The sequence below is a fragment of the Aliivibrio sifiae genome (assembly GCF_002954705.1).
In the GTDB taxonomy this organism is placed as follows: domain Bacteria; phylum Pseudomonadota; class Gammaproteobacteria; order Enterobacterales; family Vibrionaceae; genus Aliivibrio; species Aliivibrio sifiae_A.
Window position 1 is genome coordinate 276,585 of the sequence record NZ_MSCO01000002.1, and the last position, 16,958, is coordinate 293,542.

Annotated in this window: 10 protein-coding genes; 6 read left to right on the top strand and 4 right to left on the bottom strand. The window is 38.3% G+C overall.

Annotated elements, in window-relative coordinates; all coding sequences use genetic code 11:
- Window positions 1-2: 2 nt before the first annotated feature.
- The gene (locus BTO22_RS12255) at window positions 3-1,118 is read right to left on the bottom strand and encodes an efflux RND transporter periplasmic adaptor subunit (RefSeq protein ID WP_105055767.1); all 1,116 of its coding nucleotides are present in this window, start codon (window positions 1,116-1,118) and stop codon (window positions 3-5) included.
- Between the two features lie 222 nt (window positions 1,119-1,340).
- Between BTO22_RS12255 and BTO22_RS12260 the strand changes: the two genes are divergently transcribed.
- The gene (locus BTO22_RS12260; RefSeq protein ID WP_105055768.1) at window positions 1,341-1,946 is read left to right on the top strand and encodes a TetR/AcrR family transcriptional regulator; all 606 of its coding nucleotides are present in this window, start codon (window positions 1,341-1,343) and stop codon (window positions 1,944-1,946) included.
- A 105-nt stretch (window positions 1,947-2,051) separates the two neighbouring features.
- On the opposite strand, the gene BTO22_RS12265 is transcribed toward BTO22_RS12260, so the two are convergent.
- Together BTO22_RS12265 and malT are read right to left on the bottom strand one after the other, a co-directional pair.
- Window positions 2,052-2,972: a DUF368 domain-containing protein gene (locus tag BTO22_RS12265; RefSeq protein ID WP_105055769.1), complete on the bottom strand. Its 921-nt coding sequence runs from the start codon at window positions 2,970-2,972 to the stop codon at window positions 2,052-2,054.
- Between the two features lie 135 nt (window positions 2,973-3,107).
- The gene (gene malT, locus BTO22_RS12270; RefSeq protein WP_105055770.1) at window positions 3,108-5,813 is read right to left on the bottom strand and encodes an HTH-type transcriptional regulator MalT; all 2,706 of its coding nucleotides are present in this window, start codon (window positions 5,811-5,813) and stop codon (window positions 3,108-3,110) included.
- A gap of 396 nt (window positions 5,814-6,209) precedes the next feature.
- Here malT and BTO22_RS12275 point away from each other — a divergent pair, with 396 nt between their 5' ends.
- Genes BTO22_RS12275 through glgB form a run of 3 tightly spaced genes read left to right on the top strand, consistent with a single transcriptional unit; the run spans window position 6,210 to window position 13,099 of the window.
- A complete protein-coding gene (locus BTO22_RS12275; protein WP_105055771.1) occupies window positions 6,210-8,663 on the top strand; it encodes a glycogen/starch/alpha-glucan phosphorylase in 2,454 nt (817 codons plus the stop codon).
- Window positions 8,664-8,720: 57 nt separating this feature from the next.
- A complete protein-coding gene (gene malQ / locus BTO22_RS12280; RefSeq protein ID WP_105055772.1) occupies window positions 8,721-10,898 on the top strand; it encodes a 4-alpha-glucanotransferase in 2,178 nt (725 codons plus the stop codon).
- A 53-nt stretch (window positions 10,899-10,951) separates the two neighbouring features.
- Window positions 10,952-13,099 (top strand): 1,4-alpha-glucan branching protein GlgB, encoded by a 2,148-nt coding sequence (glgB, locus tag BTO22_RS12285; RefSeq protein ID WP_105056556.1) that lies wholly within the window; start codon window positions 10,952-10,954, stop codon window positions 13,097-13,099.
- A 65-nt stretch (window positions 13,100-13,164) separates the two neighbouring features.
- Here glgB and BTO22_RS12290 read toward each other — a convergent pair whose 3' ends face one another.
- Entirely contained in the window at window positions 13,165-13,812 is a 648-nt protein-coding gene (locus tag BTO22_RS12290; protein WP_105055773.1) for a YdcF family protein, read from the bottom strand.
- Between the two features lie 302 nt (window positions 13,813-14,114).
- Here BTO22_RS12290 and glgC point away from each other — a divergent pair, with 302 nt between their 5' ends.
- Both glgC and glgA read left to right on the top strand, forming a co-directional pair.
- The gene (glgC, locus tag BTO22_RS12295) at window positions 14,115-15,332 is read left to right on the top strand and encodes a glucose-1-phosphate adenylyltransferase (protein ID WP_105055774.1); all 1,218 of its coding nucleotides are present in this window, start codon (window positions 14,115-14,117) and stop codon (window positions 15,330-15,332) included.
- Complete coding sequence (gene glgA, locus BTO22_RS12300; RefSeq protein WP_105055775.1) at window positions 15,322-16,770, top strand: glycogen synthase GlgA; 1,449 nt, start codon at window positions 15,322-15,324, stop codon at window positions 16,768-16,770. Before glgC ends, glgA begins: the two co-directional genes overlap by 11 nt.
- The last annotated feature ends 188 nt before the right edge of the window (window positions 16,771-16,958 follow it).

Genomic DNA, 16,958 nt, shown 5'->3' on the forward strand with positions numbered 1-16,958 from the left:
TTCTATTCCCCGTGACTCATTGCTGATTGTTCAGAATATGGTTTTACGATCATGTCGGTTTTAATGCTGGTGACACCGGCAATGATAATGCGCTCATTCATTTTCAAGCCTTGAGTAATAACCACTCGGTTTGTCAGTAATTCACCAACATTAACCGCGCGTTGTTGTACTTGGTTTTGTGCATCAACAACCCATACAAATTGACCACCTTTGTTGTTTGGAACTATTGCCGTTAAAGGCACGGTAATTAATGCATTTTCTTCTGCTGTTCTCTCTGGATACACAGGAATAACTTTTACCGTCATCCCCGGCAATACATTAAAACCACCTAGGTCTTTAAATGTAAGTACCACTGGGTAGGTTTGAGTTATTGGATCGGCTTGGGTGCCATAAGTGCTTAGTACAAGAGGGAAACGCTCATTGGGAATTGCACTGATCTGAGCTATTGCTTCTGATCCTTTCAGTTCACCTAGCATCACATTGTCTGGGATATTGATAAGCACTTCTAAGTTATCAAGATCATGAATAGTCAATACCGGGATATTTGCTTGTATTTGCACATGATTGTCGATCATCTTACGACCAACAATACCATCAAAAGGAGCGGTTAATTGGGTGTACTCTAATTGACGCTTTGCTTCTTCTCGTCGATTTTTTGCTAAGTTGAAACGAGTACTTAACGTATCTAAATCACTTTTAGAAATGGCTTGGCTTTTTTCATAAATTGCTTTGCCACGGTTGTATTCTGCTTGGCTATTTTTATATTCAACACGCGCTGATTCTAGTGCGGTTTTCGCATCACGAGGATCTAATTGCGCCAGTAATTGTCCTTTTTTTACTTGTTGGCCTTCTTCAACAAGTACGTTAATAACACGTCCATTCATCCTAAAAGCTAAATCAGCACGTTCGGCAGAGCGTACAACACCGTTAAAATGTAATTGCGTATTTATACTTGGGCTAATCACTTCAATAAGTGCAGGACGAATAGTGTCGACTTTTGCTGTTTCTAATTGTGCTTCGTTTGAATCACAACCAGAGATCATTAGTGTGCCAATCGCAAGGCTGATAACCAGTGCGGTTTTCTTCATTAACATTACAGTCGAAATACGTGAGCTCATTGACTCATTCCTCATGAAAAGAGTAGTTGGTTGAATATAAATTAGTCGAGCAAATTATTTTTTAATTACACAAAGTAAACTCGAGAGTTTATTTTATGAGTTAAATCTTTAAAAGTAAACTCGAGAGTTTATTTTATGAGTTAAATCTTTAAAAGTAAACTCTCGCGTATACATTTTTATTCTGAACGAGTAGAATGAAGTGAATTTATTGATGGAGGGACTATGAAAAAACTGACACGCTCACAGCAAAAGCACCTTGATATAATCAATGCTGCTAAAGAAGAATTTATTGAGCATGGTTTTCTTTCTGCCAATATGGATAGAATTACCTCATCGGCTGAAGTGTCTAAACGTACCCTTTATCGTCATTTTGAAAGCAAAGAAGTGTTATTTGAATCGGTATTAACCATTATTAATGACTCAGTAAACGAAAACGTTTCTTATCAATTTGATGAGGGAAAAAGTACGAAAGAGCAGCTAAATGAGATTGCGTATAAAGAAATCGAAGTACTTTATCAAACCTATGGTATTGCGCTCGCTCGTACCATCGTTATGGAGTTTTTACGCCAACCAGAAATGGCAAAAAACTTAATTAAAAATATCTATAGTATTCGCGCGATAACTCAATGGTTTAGTGCAGCAATTGAAGCGGGAAGGTTAAAACAAGTCGATCCCAAATTAATGACGGATGTCTATGTCAGTTTGTTTCAAGGGTTGTTCTTTTGGCCTCAGGTCATGAATTTGGACACTGAGCCGACAGGTGATGTGATGAAGAGTAAGGTTGATACGGTGACGTCTATTTTTATTCAATCTTACGGTATTAAGTGAGATTAATTTTCGCTATAAAAATGGCGATTAAGATAGAGAGGCATCGCTCTTTTTCTTAATCGCCATTTTTGTATTGATAGTGTTTTATATATGCAAATTAGAAGATTACTTCTCGTTTTTCTTTGCGTACATTTCTAAGCCAACCACTAAACCGATACCCAGAATAACACCAACAACAGCAAAACCAATAAGCGCAGGTTGTTGCGTCACTTGCTCATAGTTAAATGGAGAGAGGTTGTGTTCAATTAGAGGTACTAACTCGCCTTTTGAATTTGTACGCCATTCAATGACTTCTTTCCAAGGCCAAATTTTTCCTAATGTGCCGGCCATTAACCCCGTTAAAAAGATTAAGGTAATGTCTCGGAATCTTCTTAGTAAGAAAGACAAAACATGAGAAAAACTTAATAGACCAATGACACAACCTGAAGCAAATAATCCCATAGTCACTAGATCAAGAGATTTAACAGCACCAAGCACAGGGCTATACATACCAATAAGCAGAAGAATGAAGCTGCCTGAAATCCCTGGTAAAATCATCGCACAAATTGCAATTGAACCAGCAAGAATATAAGTAAAGGTTGATGGTGTCATCGTCATTGGGTTTAGTACCGTAATGCTATAAGCAAACGCGGCACCCGCTAATAACATAACAAAGCGATCTAATGACCATTTCTCAATTTGTTTTGCGATATGAATGATTGAGATGATGATCAAACCAAAGAAGAAAGACCATAGAGGAATAGGGTGCGTGTGTAGCATCCATGTGATGAATTTTGCGAGTGTTAAGATGCTCGTTAAAATGCCACCAAAAAGAGAAATAAGGAAAAAACCATTAATGTGAGCAAATACTGCTTTAAAGCCTTCGCGTTTCCATAATCCGAAGATAGAAGGATTTATACGTCGAATGCTTTCTAAAAGCGTGTCATAAATACCAGTAATAAAGGCAATTGTACCACCAGATACACCAGGAACAACATCAGCTGCGCCCATTGCCATACCTTTAAAGAATGTCGTTAAATAGTTCATTTTAGCTCTACAATAGATGAAAAAAAACTTATGCATAATGCACGAAGGTACGTGATTATACATAAGTTTTTGTATAAAAAATGTCGTAAAATTAATTATCCCAATATTACTAACGAGATAATTGCTAGTATGTGATTACTTCATCATACTAACTAACTCATCAGCCATCGCTATGGCTGCTTTTCTATTCGCTAAATTAAGCTTTTGGTATAGATTACGAATATGAGTCTTAATGGTTGTTGGTGCAACATCAAATTCAACCGCAATTTGCTCATTACTAAACCCTGAATAAATTAAGCCAAGCACTTGCCACTCTCTATGGGTGAGAGGACTGGTGCGGATCAGTTCTGGGACTTCTGGATTATTGACGACCTTTTCAATGAAAGCCTCATCAAAATGCGCAGAACGAGCCCGTTCATTATTGGATAATGCTTTCTGTAGTTGTTCAATTCGGTGTTTTTCAAGTTCAGTGATGTTTCCCTTTTGCTGCAATTTAGCTAAAGGTTTTAAAATATTTCTTCCGGCCATTAGGAAGCTACCAATGACTCCTGTTTGATTTGATTGTTTAATGGCAAGATGCATCGCTTCAATAGATTCACTAATTTGCTTGTTTTCATACAATAGAACCGATTCCATAATTGCATTACGATTAATATCAGTTATTAATTTATGTTGCTGTGCAATGGTCTGTGATGCTTTTAGGGTATTTATCGCGGTTTCGATATCGCCTAAATGGAAATGTGCGCGTGCGATATTTCGCCATTGAAGTTGAGTAAAGTGGTTGCAACGAGTCTCTGGTTTTTCAGTATGAGCTAACCAATAGCTAATGGCTTCGGTATTCCCTTTTGCTTGCCAATAGAATAGCTGGGCAGAAGAAGCATTGGCTTTCCAATCGATATGGTAATCAGCTTGACTTAACAATTGCTGACACTTCTCAAGATATCGCTCTGCTTTATCTAACTCTCCACGAGCAACAGCCAGACGTGCTAACATTGAATACCCACGTAGGTGTTTAGTTTCATCAAATGGGGAGAGTACGTCTAACCCCTTCCATGTATATTGTTCTGCTTCATCAAATCGAAACCAGAACCAGTAAATCTGAGCTCGTGCACGTAATAAAAATTCATGCAATGGCAACTGACCTAAGTCTTGATCTTTAATTAATTTAAATCCGTTATCTTGTAAATCAAAAGCTGCTTGCATAAAACCTTGAGCCATTAAGATTTCACTTTGTTGCAAGATAGCCCATAACGCTTGATGATAAATACCATATGTCATGGCCATTTTTTCAGTTTGTTGCATCAATGCAAGTGCTTGTGCAAGGTTACCGGATACATGGTGATACTCACCAATGACTGATGTGGCGACAATACGACTACGGTATTTATTGGTTTCTAATTCTTCAAGGGCTTTTTCTGCAAAGGCAAGAGCAGCTTCTGGCTCATTCTTATTTATAGCAACTTGAGCGCGCAGGGCATCAAGCTCACCTTGCATATGCCTATCTAACGTAATATTCCGTTGAGACATTTCTCGCTGACCTTCAGAAATCAAGTCATCTACTTGTAAATAGTTGTGCTGGCTCTGTGCTAACCATGCACGAATAATAACCAATCGAGGTGAAGTAAATAATACCTCTGGTTTAAGTGCCTTAATCGTTGATTCAAGTAACGTAAGTTCGCCATTATTAAATAGATGCCAACCATGTTGAGTCAATATCTCAGCGACTAAAGTATCGTCGTGGGCATTTTTGGCATGGCGTAGTGCTTGGTAAATATTATTATTAGATAACCAGGCATGAGCGGCTTTTTGTTGCAGCTTGATTTCTTCATGCGCGAGATGGTTTTGGCGTTGATGTGTTAAAAATTCAGCAAATAAATTATGGAATTTATACCACTCACCTTTTTCACCATCACTATTAATAAATAAGCCAAAACGATTTAAGTTTTCTATTAATAGTTGAGCATCGTTTCGTCCTGTCACACTTGTTAATAACTGAGTACTAAAATGTTCAAATACGGCACAGCGCATTAAGAATTGTTGTGTTTCTTTATCTAAATGGTCAAAGACCTCCTCTGCAAGATAGTCCCACAAATGAGCATGATTAAGTTGCTCCATTGCTTGAGCTGAATTACTTAAAGACTGATTATTTTGAATACTATGCAAAGCGATTAATTGTAAGGCTGAGGGCCAACCTTCGACGTGTTCTCGTACGTGGGTAATTGCTTCTTGATCTATATCGTCATTGAGGCGTTGATTGAAGAATAAAGATGTTTCAGATTGATCAAACGCTAGGCTTTGATTGTCTATTTCAATTAATAGATCTCGAACACGTAAATTTGCCGTGTTAAGAGGAGGTTGGGAGCGACTAGTAATAACAAGAGTGAGATTATCAGGTAGGTGTTTAAGGAAAAACTTTAAACCTAAATGAATCGCTTCATTGGTGATTAGATGATAGTCATCAAGTACAAAATACGCTTCATCTTGAAATGGAATTAACTCAGTAAAGACTTGAGAAAATAAACTTGATAAAGAAGCAAACTGACGTTTTTCGGTTAATGCTTTGGAGTGTTGAAGTTCTAACTCGGTAGCATTGCTGATGGTTTGGATAAAGTACTTTGCGAATTTGAATTCATCATTATCGCCTTCATCGAGGCTGTACCAGCCAGTGGCTTTTTTATTTGATAGCCATTGTGCCGCCATTGTCGTTTTACCGTAGCCTGCGGGAGATCGAAACAAAACAAGCTTGTAATGCATTGCATCAGACAGTGTATCTAACACTCGTTGTCTGATGATTGCGTTATGCAAGCGCCTTGGGAAATGTAATTTCGATGGTATTAACATAATTATTGTTCTTCTTAAAAATACTAAGAAGATTATCCTCAATAATGAGAAAAAAGGTATCCTCTACGCCCTATAAATGTGATCTAAGTTCTCTTTTAGTTATGGTTTAATTTATAAATCAAGCGCTTCTATTACGGTGTTGAATGTAATTTTCTTAATGTTTAAAAATGTGATCTTGTTATCATTTTGTGTTTTATGCTGTAAAAGTGTGTTTATTATCACGCCTAATCTCTCTGTAAGCCTACAAAGTTTGATTTTTGTCACACTATCTTTTCTTCTTTTAACTACGCCTTATTCCGTTTTATTCTCCTCCCCCTTAGGAGGAGGATGTGGCCCCTAGACGAAACAGGCAGGATTGATAACAGTTGATTTATGAACTTTCGTGAGAGACAAAAGATGAAAAAGAACAACATCAAAAAATTTGATAAAGCGGCATTTCAAGCTTCTGTAAAACAGCATTTGGTAACAACTTTTGGTGCTGATGAAAAAACAGCAACATCAAAAGTATGGTACTTAGCCATGGGCAAAGCCCTAGCTGAACTGACGACGTTTGATCTTGTTAACACTGAAAATGATGAGAAAATTAAGAACGCACGAAGCGTAAACTACTTATCATTAGAATTTTTGATTGGTCGTTTAACAGGAAACAACCTAATTAGCATGGGTCTTTACGAAGACATTACGAATGCAATGGGTGAGCTAGGACATAATCTAACTGATTTATTAGAAGAAGAGCGCGATCCTGCACTAGGTAATGGTGGTCTTGGTCGTTTAGCTGCGTGTTTTATGGATTCTTTGGCTGCACAAGAGTTTCCAGCTATTGGTTATGGTCTTCATTACGAATACGGTCTGTTCCGTCAATCTTTTGAAGATGGACGCCAACAAGAAGCACCAGATGCATGGTGTGGTGTCGAGGGTTATCCGTGGGAGGTTGCACGTCCAGACTTCGCTCAAAATGCAGGATTTTACGGTCATGTAGAGACACATATTGTTGACGGTGAAGAGAAGCGTCGCTGGGTTCCTAGTATGTCAGTAGAAGGCATGCCTTGGGATTTACCAATTGTAGGTTATGAAAGCGACACAGTTTACCCATTACGTTTATGGGAATGTCGTGCAAAAGCGCCTTTCAGTCTAGCAAGTTTTAATAATGGTGATTATTTTGAAGCGCAACATGCGTTGATTGATGCGGGTAACGTAACGAAAGTCTTGTACCCTAATGATAACCATGAAAAAGGTAAAACACTGCGTTTAATGCAGCAATACTTCCATTGTGCATGTTCTATTGCGGATATTTTGCGTCGTCATGATGCGGCAGGTCATAAAATTGAAGATCTTCCAAAATACGAAACGATCCAATTAAATGATACACACCCAACGATTGGTATTCCTGAGTTGATGCGTATTTTAGTGGATGATCGTAATTTAACGTGGGATGCGGCTTGGGCTATTTGTTCTAAGACGTTTGCTTACACGAATCACACATTACTTCCTGAAGCATTAGAAACGTGGAGCGAATCGCTAATTTCTCGCTTGCTTCCTCGTCACATGGAAATCATTTATCAGATTAACTACCTGTTCTTAGAGGGCGTGAAACTTAAATGGCCTGGTGATGTAGATAAGCTGCGTAAGCTTTCTATTATTGAAGAAGGCACACACCGTATGGTGCGTATGGCGAATTTATGTGTAGTGTCTTCTTACGCGGTAAATGGCGTAGCGGCACTTCACTCAGAGTTAGTTAAGCGTGATTTATTCCCTGAGTTTAATGAATACTTCCCAGGTAAATTAACGAATGTGACTAATGGTGTAACTCCGCGTCGTTGGTTGAAGTTTTGTAATCCAGGTCTTTCTAACTTAATTTCAACGAAAATTGGTAATGGTTGGCCTGCAGATTTAGATCAATTGCGTGATGTCGCAAAATTTGCTGATGACGCGAAATTCCAAAAAGATTTCATGGCAGTTAAGAAGCAAAATAAACAACGTTTAGCTGATTGGGTTCAAGAGAACATGGGTATTGAATTAAATACCGACGCAATTTTTGATGTTCAAATCAAACGTTTGCACGAATACAAACGTCAGCACTTAGATCTATTAAATATTCTTTCTTTATACCACCGTATTCTGAATGAACCTGGCTTTGATATGCATCCTCGTGTGTTCTTCTTTGCGGCGAAAGCAGCACCGGGTTACCACTTAGCAAAAGAGATCATCTTTGCTATTAATAAAGTGGCAGAGAAAGTAAATAACGATCCTCGTGTATCTGATTTCTTAAAAGTGGTCTTCATTCCTGATTACCGAGTGAGCATGGCTGAAATCATTATTCCAGCAGCTGACGTTTCTGAGCAAATCTCTACTGCAGGTAAAGAAGCATCGGGCACTGGTAATATGAAAATGGCGTTAAACGGTGCACTGACTGTCGGTACGATGGATGGCGCAAACGTTGAGATCCGTGAAGAAGTTGGTGATGAAAACATCTTCATCTTCGGTCTGGATGTTGATGAAGTGGAAGCGCTTAAAGCGTCTGGTTACAAACCATACAAATATTATGAAGCCGATTCATTGCTGCAAGCGTCGTTAGATCTTCTTGCTGGTGATGAATTTACTCCAGGTAAAGTAGGTCTGCTATCTGCAACACGTGATAATTTACTTTATGGTGGCGACCCATATTTAGTATTGGCTGACTTTGCTGATTATGTTCGTGCTCAAAATGATATTGATGCGGCATATCGCGACCAAAAACAGTGGGCAAAAATGGCTATTTTAAACACTGCTCTTGTAGGTAAATTCAGTTCTGACCGTAGTATTCGCGATTATGTAAATAACATCTGGAAACTCGAAGCGGTAAAACGTTAATTTGATTTAGAAATAGATAAATGAGGGCAGTATTATGCTGCCCTTGGAGAAAAAGCGATGAAAGATAATAATGTACTACATCAAATCGCAGAGCAGGCTGGGCTAGCAAATAGTTACGTAAGTGCTTGGGGCGATGAAGCAAAAGTCAGTGATGAGACCTTAACTCGTTTACTGGCTTCTTTAGGTTATGACACTAAGAATGATAAAACATTGATTACGTCTTCTGAAAAAATGCAGAAGAAAGAGGTGTTAGCGGCAGTAAAAGTTATTAGAGATAACGAACCTCTGCATGTTGAGATGCACCTAGGTAAAAGTGCGCGTATTAGTGAATTCAGTTGGAAAGTAACGACAGAAGAGGGCGAGATCCTTGAGGGGTACTTACAATCTCAAGTTGTTGCTGATGATCGTGATAATGGTGGTGTATTATTATTTTCTTTACCAATTTTACCTTGGGGTTACCATACATTAGAGATTATTCGCAAACGCCGTAAAACACCGTATGTAATGACATTGATTGTTACTCCAAAAGTGTGTTTTAAGCAAGATGCGATCAATCAAGGTAAAAAAATGTGGGGGCCAAGTGTTCAACTTTACACTTTAAGAACCTCCCATAACTGGGGGATTGGTGATTTTGGCGATCTTAAACAGCTTGTTGGTGATATTGCGAATCGTGGTGGTGATTTTGTGGGGCTCAACCCAATCCACTCATTGTTTCCTGCAAACCCTGAAGGCGCAAGTCCATATAGCCCATCGTCACGTCGTTGGTTGAATATTTTATACATTGATGTGTGCTCAGTACCTGAATTTGCATTATGTAATCAAGCTCAAGAGTTAGTGGGTAGCGCTGAATTTCAACAGCGATTAAATGAAGCGCGTCAATCTCATTGGGTGAATTACACGGAAGTGTCATCTCTTAAAATGAGCGTATTACCTTTTCTTTTTGAAGAGTTTAAAACGCGTCATATCGACAAAAACAGTGCTCGTGCAGATGCCTTCTTAGCATTTGTAGAAGAAGGTGGAGAAAGTTTGCTTCATCAGTCAGCTTTTGATGCACTGCATAATACGCTTTATACACAAGATCAAAGCATTTGGGGATGGCCTGTATTCCCAAATGAACTACAGCATTTTGATAATAAACAAGTACAGCAATTTATTACGGATAACCGTGAGCAAGTTGATTTATACATGTACTTACAATGGATCGCATTTACACAGATTAATGACGTTCAACATTTTGCTGAAAATAAGGGCATGAATGTTGGTTTATATCGTGATTTAGCGGTAGGTGTTGCAGATTCAGGGTCAGAAACATGGGCCGATCATGGTAATTTATGTCTGGATGTTAGTATTGGCGCGCCACCTGATATTTTAGGTCCTCTAGGTCAAAATTGGGGATTACCACCATTAAATCCTCATGCGTTAAAAGCAACGGCTTATGACGCTTACATTGAATTACTTCGTGCAAACATGAAAGCATGCGGTGCCTTGCGTATTGACCATGTATTGGGTTTATTACGTTTGTGGTGGATCCCTAAGGGTGAAGACGCAACTAAAGGCGCGTACATGTACTACCCAGTAGAAGACATGTTATCCATCCTTGCTTTAGAAAGCCATCGTCATCAATGTTCTGTTATCGGTGAGGATCTCGGTACAGTACCTGATGAGATTGTTGATTTATTAGCGGATGCTGGCATTCACTCTTATAAAGTATTCTTCTTTGAAACAGCAAAAGATGGTGGGTTCTATTCACCGACGCATTATCAAGAGCAATCGATGTCAGCACTATGTACTCATGATATGCCGACATTACGTGGCTTCTGGCATTGTGATGATTTAAAGATGGGCGAAGAAATTGGTCTTTATCCAGATCCTGAACAATTGAAGGAGCTATTTAAAACTCGTGCTGAATCAAAGCAAGAGATACTAAATAGCGTTGATTTTCATGGTTACCTTCCAGAAGGCATCGGTCGTGATGCGTCTTATGTTCCTATGGATAGACATTTAAGTGATGCACTTCAGTATCATTTAGCAGCAGGATCGAGCACGCTTCTCAGTTTACAGCTTGAAGATTGGCTAGAAATGGATAAACCAGTTAACATACCGGGAACTGTTGATGAATATCCAAACTGGCGTCGTAAGTTATCAATTACCTTGGATGAAATATTTAATCGCCAAGAAGTAAATGAGTTAACTAAGCGTTTAACTGACATTCGAGCTCAAGCTAGCCGAAAATAATAGGAGTATTTACGTTGAACTTACTTGTTGAACGTAAAGAAAAGGACATTTACATGCAGCTCGAAAGGGCTGCATTTTCAGATCCATTTTCTTTTCTAGGTCCACAATATCAATCTAAAGACATAGCGTTGCGTGTTTGGCTTCCAGGAGCCACTTCAGTAAGCGTTCGTCTCGAATCACATTCTGATTATCCTCTCAGTCCTGAATCCTCTTGTTCTGGTATCTTTGTTCTAAACCAATCGCTTGATCTTACAAGCTTGCATTACCAACTTGTGGTTGACTGGAATGGAACAGAACAAATTATTGATGATCCGTATCAATACCATAATATCTCTCCAACTGATGCTCAAGCTCATAAGCCAAAAGAGATGTATAACCATTTAGGCGCACATTTAATGTCGGTTGAGCGAGATGGCAAGAAAACTCAAGGCGTACGTTATGTTGTCTTTGCTCCTAATGCTTCCTCTGTCAGTGTTATTGGTGATTTCAACCAATGGGATGGCCGTCGGCATTTAATGCAACGCATAGATAATGGACTTTGGGCGTTATTTATCCCTGAACAAACAGCAGGAACCAAATATAAATTTGAGCTAAAAGGACCGAATGGGGAAGCATTGCCTCATAAAATGGACCCATTTGGTGCCTATAACGAGCAATACCCTTCTTTTTCTTCTGTGGTTTATGATCAAAAAGAATATCAGTGGCAAGACAGCACATGGCAAACTCGTCCTGTAACTCAAAAGCAGAAAGAAGCGTTATCTTTTTATGAATTACATGCTGGTTCATGGAAACGAAACGAACAGGGCGATTTTTTAACCTATCGTGAATTAGCTGAGCAGTTAATTCCATATATCGTTGAGATGGGTTATACGCACATTGAATTGATGCCAGTTTCAGAACATCCGTTTTATGGTTCATGGGGCTATCAACCTATTGGTTTATTTTCTCCAACGAGTCGTTTTGGTACACCTAATGATTTCAAATTCTTTATTGATCAGTGCCACCAAGCGGGTATCGGTATCGTTCTTGATTGGGTCCCAGCACATTTCCCATCAGATTCGCATGGCTTAGCGAACTTTGATGGTACATCGTTGTTTAATGATCCAGATCCACGTCGTGGTTGGCATAATGATTGGCAGAGTTTTATTTACAATTATGACCAACAGCACGTACGTGAGTTCTTAGTCTCAAATGCTTTGTACTGGTTTGAACATTTCCATATTGATGGTTTACGTGTTGATGCTGTTGCGTCAATGCTTTACCTTGATTATTCACGCGATGATGGTGAGTGGATCCCTAACTGGGATGGTGGTAACCATAACCACGGCGCAATAGCCTTGTTAAAATGGATGAATGAAGAAGTATATTCTCATTATCCAAATGCAATGACTATTGCCGAAGAATCAACCGCATTCCCTGGTGTTTCTGCACCAACATTTGATGGTGGTTTAGGTTTTGGTTTTAAATGGAATATGGGCTGGATGCACGATAGCCTTAGCTATATTCAAGAAGATCCAATTCACCGACGTTATCACCATGACACCATTACTTTCCCAATGGTATATGCATTTAGTGAAAATTATGTATTGTCACTTTCTCATGACGAAGTAGTGTATGGCAAAGGCTCTATTCTAGATAAAATGCCGGGTGATGAATGGCAGAAAACAGCTAATATGCGTGCGTACATGGGGTATATGTATGGACAACCAGGTAAAAAGTTAAACTTCATGGGTGCAGAGATCGCTCAAAGTGCGGAATGGGATCATGACAGTCAATTACAATGGTTTTTAACGCAATTTGAACGCCATTCTGGTATGCAATCTCTAGTGCGAGATCTAAATAAGATGTATACGTCTGAGCCTGCATTATATCAAAATGATTGTAGCCCAGTGGGTTTTGAGTGGCGTTTGCAAGACGAAGCTGAAATGAGTGTACTCGCTCATGAACGCTTAGGTGATAACGGTGAACGTATTTTAGTTATTAGTAACTTCACGCCAGCACCAAGAGAAAATTTCCGTTTAGGTATGCCTGTTGAAGGCGATTATGAATTGATTTTAAATAGTGATGCTAACTTCTATGGTGGCAGTGGTTACACTGTCGTTAGTGAGGTGAAAACAGAATCTATTGAGTCTCAAGGTCTACCACAATCTATTTCAATCACATTACCTCCATTGTCGACAATGTTTTATCGCTTGAAGTAACGATTCAGTTCTAAATAATGAGAATCCCTGAATAATTATGTTGTTCAGGGATTTTTTTAATTTCTTTATTCTACTAATAAATACTCATCAAAACCAATCTTGGTTAAATTTTCAAAGGCTTGCCAAACATCATCGGGAATATTCTGTGCTACTTGATACCCTAATGTTGGGTATACCTTCAAACGATGTAATTCGCCTAGAATAATACTAGCGATATGATCAAATGTAACATCTTCAGTCGGGTAATTGATGAAAGTAATATTAGGAGATGAAATACAGAATTCTATATCGTTCCAGTTTTTTAAGAATGTTGCGAGTAATCTTCTCTCCATATACGGTTTTTGAACTAAGAGTAGAGATTCAACCTTAATGTTTTTTTCTTTTAATAAGGCTTGAGTGAAGAATATATTTTCGCCAGTATTTGTAGCCTTTGTTTCAATTAGAATCGCAGAAGAGGGAACCCCCATGTCTTTAGCAATATTAGCAAAGGTTTCCGCTTCACTTAATGTAAACAACCCTTCTGTTGCTCGACCTTGGGCGCCTGAAAAGATTAATAATGGTGCATAGCCATCCAAATACAGTTGTGCTGCATGTTCAGCAACACGTAAGTCATAGCTACATAAAACAAAAATAGCATCACTTTTTTTAATTGGCTGATTAAGTAAATGGTAGTCCCATACCAATTGCAACTGCTGGAAAAGTGAAGGTGACATAAAAACCTCGAAACTTTATATGAATAATTTGATAATTACATAAGGTCTGTTGATTATGCAAATGCTCTATTTAGGTAGTCATACCGTATTTTGGTTTGTGTGTTTTATGTTAACGTACAGTTAACCTATAAGTGGTAAATATTGAGCTGATGCACATTATTGATTGAATCTTTTTTGTAAATAAATTGAAGTTACATACTTCACAGTTTTGTAATCTAAATGTGTTAAGTTAATCCCAAAATAAACAGATATAAGTAATATTTTTAATAATTACTATTTTAATTATAAACGTTGGAGAGAAAATGGCTGGTGTATTAGGAATGATTTTGGCTGGAGGTGAAGGCTCACGTCTTCGTCCATTAACAGAGTCACGTACAAAACCTGCAGTACCGTTTGGTGGTAGTTATCGTTTAATCGATTTTGCCTTAAACAATTTTGTAAATGCAGATTTAATGCGTATTTATGTATTAACTCAGTTTAAGTCACAATCACTATTTCAACATATGAAAAAAGGTTGGAATGTAAACGGAATTACAGATCGCTTTATTGACCCTGTTCCTGCACAAATGCGTACAGGTAAACGTTGGTATGAAGGTACTGCGGATGCGATTTATCAAAACATTAGTTTTATTGAAGCGTCAGAACCTGAACATGTATGTATCTTTGGTTCTGATCATATTTATAAAATGGATATTCGACAAATGCTTGATTTCCATAAGAAGAAGCAAGCAGCACTGACTGTTTCTGCACTTCGTATGCCTGCGAAAGACGCCAGTGGCTTTGGTGTTATTGAGGTAGATGAACATGGAAAAATGATTGGCTTTGAAGAAAAACCAGCAACGCCAAAGTGCATTCCAGGACATCCAGGTATTGCTCTTGTTTCAATGGGTAATTATATCTTTGAATCTGAAAGCTTGTGCAAAGAGCTTAAGTACGACGCAGATCTTGCTGATTCATCACATGACTTTGGTAAAGATATCATTCCTAAGATGTTCCCTGAAGGAAATGTCTATGTTTATGATTTCAGTACTAACCATATTACGGGGGAAAAAGAAGAGGTATATTGGCGTGATGTAGGTACGATTGAATCGTACTGGGAAGCACATATGGATTTACTACAGAAAGATGCACCATTCTCTCTTTATAACCGTAAATGGCCGCTACATACTTATTATCCGCCACTTCCACCAGCTACATTTAGTGATTCAGATAATGGCCGAGTGCAAATTATTGATAGCTTAGTATGTGGTGGTAGTTATGTTCGTGGTTCTCGTATCGAGAAATCAGTTCTAGGTTTCCGTAGTAATATTGCTTCAGCGTGTGATATTAGCGAAAGTATTCTTTTAGGTGATGTAAAAATCGGTAAAGGTTGTGTTTTACGCCGAGTTATCATTGATAAAGGTGTAGATATTGCCCCTGGAACTGAAATTGGTGTTAATCTTCAAGAAGATAAGAAGAGATATCATGTTTCAGATAAGGGTATAGTCGTTATCCCTAAAGGAGAGAGAATTGGTTACTAAGACGCTTTCAATTTTATTTGTAGCATCTGAAGTTGAAGGGTTGATTAAGAGTGGAGGCTTGGCAGATGTTGCCAAGGCTCTGCCTAAGTCACTTAAAAAGTTAGGACATCAGGTTAATATCGCAATGCCTGCCTATAAGACGATTTCAGGTCGAGATGTTACTGATATCATACTGGAAACAACATTAGAGCATTGGCCACATACGCCTTATAAAGTAAGAGCGCTAGAAGTGGATGGTATTTCTGTGTTTGGTATTGAGTGTGCTGAGTATTTTGACCGTGCGGAAATGTACGTTGAAAATAATCAAGCGTATTCTGATAATGGCGAACGATTTGCTTTTTTTAGTGCAGCTTGCCTAGATATGCTACCAAAACTTAATGTTCAACCAGACATTATTCATGCGAATGATTGGCATACAGGGTTAGTTCCGTATCTACTGAAAAAACGTTACGAAAATGACGCTTTCTTTTCTCATACTCGTTCAGTTTTATCGGTCCATAATGCGGTGTTTAAAGGCATTTTTCATTATGATGAGATAGCATGTCTTGCTGAGTTTAAAGCGCATTATGTACCTGAAGCTGCTGTAAGTCATAGTCATATTAGTATGCTAAAAGCAGGAGTATTGTGTGCAGATAAAATAAATGCAGTCAGCCCAACTTATGCGAAAGAGCTGCTAACGGAGCTAGGCTCTCATGGTATGGCAAGTGATTTCCAAGCGAGAGAATCAGATCTATTTGGTATTCTAAATGGATGTGATTACAGTGAGTGGAGTCCTGAAATTGATAGCTTCATTCCAAAACAGTTTAAAGCAAACCGTATTAGTATGGTTCGTGGCAAGAAGGCATGTAAATCTGCACTGCAAGAAGAAGTAAATTTACCTCAAAAAGAGGTAGCGATGTATGGAATGGTTTGTCGTTTAACGAATCAAAAAGGCATTCATTATCTATTACCTATTTTAGAGCAATTCTTAAATAATGATGTTCAAGTTGTGATTGTCGGGACAGGCGATCCTGTTCTTGCTAACCAACTCGCAGAAATTGCGGCAATAAATAGTGATAAATTTGCTTTTGTAGAAGCGTATAATAATAAGTTAGCGCATTGGGTTGAAGCTGCATCGGATTTCTTTTTGATGCCATCAGAGTTTGAACCGTGTGGATTGAATCAAATCTACAGTATGGCTTATGGCTCGCTTCCAATTGTTCGTGAAGTTGGTGGTCTTAAAGACAGTGTGACTGATTACGACAGTGATATTGATAATGCCACAGGCTTTAGTTTTAAAACACCGGAGCCTGTAGAGTTGTTATTAGTATTAATGCGCTCTTTATTACTTTATAGCCAAAACCTAAATGAAATTAAGCGTGTGCAATTACATGCTATGAAGCAAAGTTTTAGTTGGGATGATGCGGCAAATAAATATGTTGAGATGTATTTATCTTAAATCTTTAATTGCAACGTATGATGTATAACAAAAGGAAAGGCACTTTGTCTTTCCTTTTTTATTTTGACCTTGATAAGTTTACTAATCCAGGGCGAACGCATGAGTTATCATTCTGTTAATCGTTACACTTATTTAACTCATAAAAATACTTACCAGCAAAAATAGAGGTTAATTCTTAATCAATTATT

Coding starts and splice junctions, on each gene's coding strand:
- BTO22_RS12255 (WP_105055767.1), bottom strand. CDS start 1,118: ATGAGCTCACGTATTTCGACTGTAATGTTAATGAAGAAAACCGCACTG.
- BTO22_RS12260 (WP_105055768.1), top strand. CDS start 1,341: ATGAAAAAACTGACACGCTCACAGCAAAAGCACCTTGATATAATCAAT.
- BTO22_RS12265 (WP_105055769.1), bottom strand. CDS start 2,972: ATGAACTATTTAACGACATTCTTTAAAGGTATGGCAATGGGCGCAGCT.
- malT (WP_105055770.1), bottom strand. CDS start 5,813: ATGTTAATACCATCGAAATTACATTTCCCAAGGCGCTTGCATAACGCA.
- BTO22_RS12275 (WP_105055771.1), top strand. CDS start 6,210: ATGAAAAAGAACAACATCAAAAAATTTGATAAAGCGGCATTTCAAGCT.
- malQ (WP_105055772.1), top strand. CDS start 8,721: ATGAAAGATAATAATGTACTACATCAAATCGCAGAGCAGGCTGGGCTA.
- glgB (WP_105056556.1), top strand. CDS start 10,952: ATGCAGCTCGAAAGGGCTGCATTTTCAGATCCATTTTCTTTTCTAGGT.
- BTO22_RS12290 (WP_105055773.1), bottom strand. CDS start 13,812: ATGTCACCTTCACTTTTCCAGCAGTTGCAATTGGTATGGGACTACCAT.
- glgC (WP_105055774.1), top strand. CDS start 14,115: ATGGCTGGTGTATTAGGAATGATTTTGGCTGGAGGTGAAGGCTCACGT.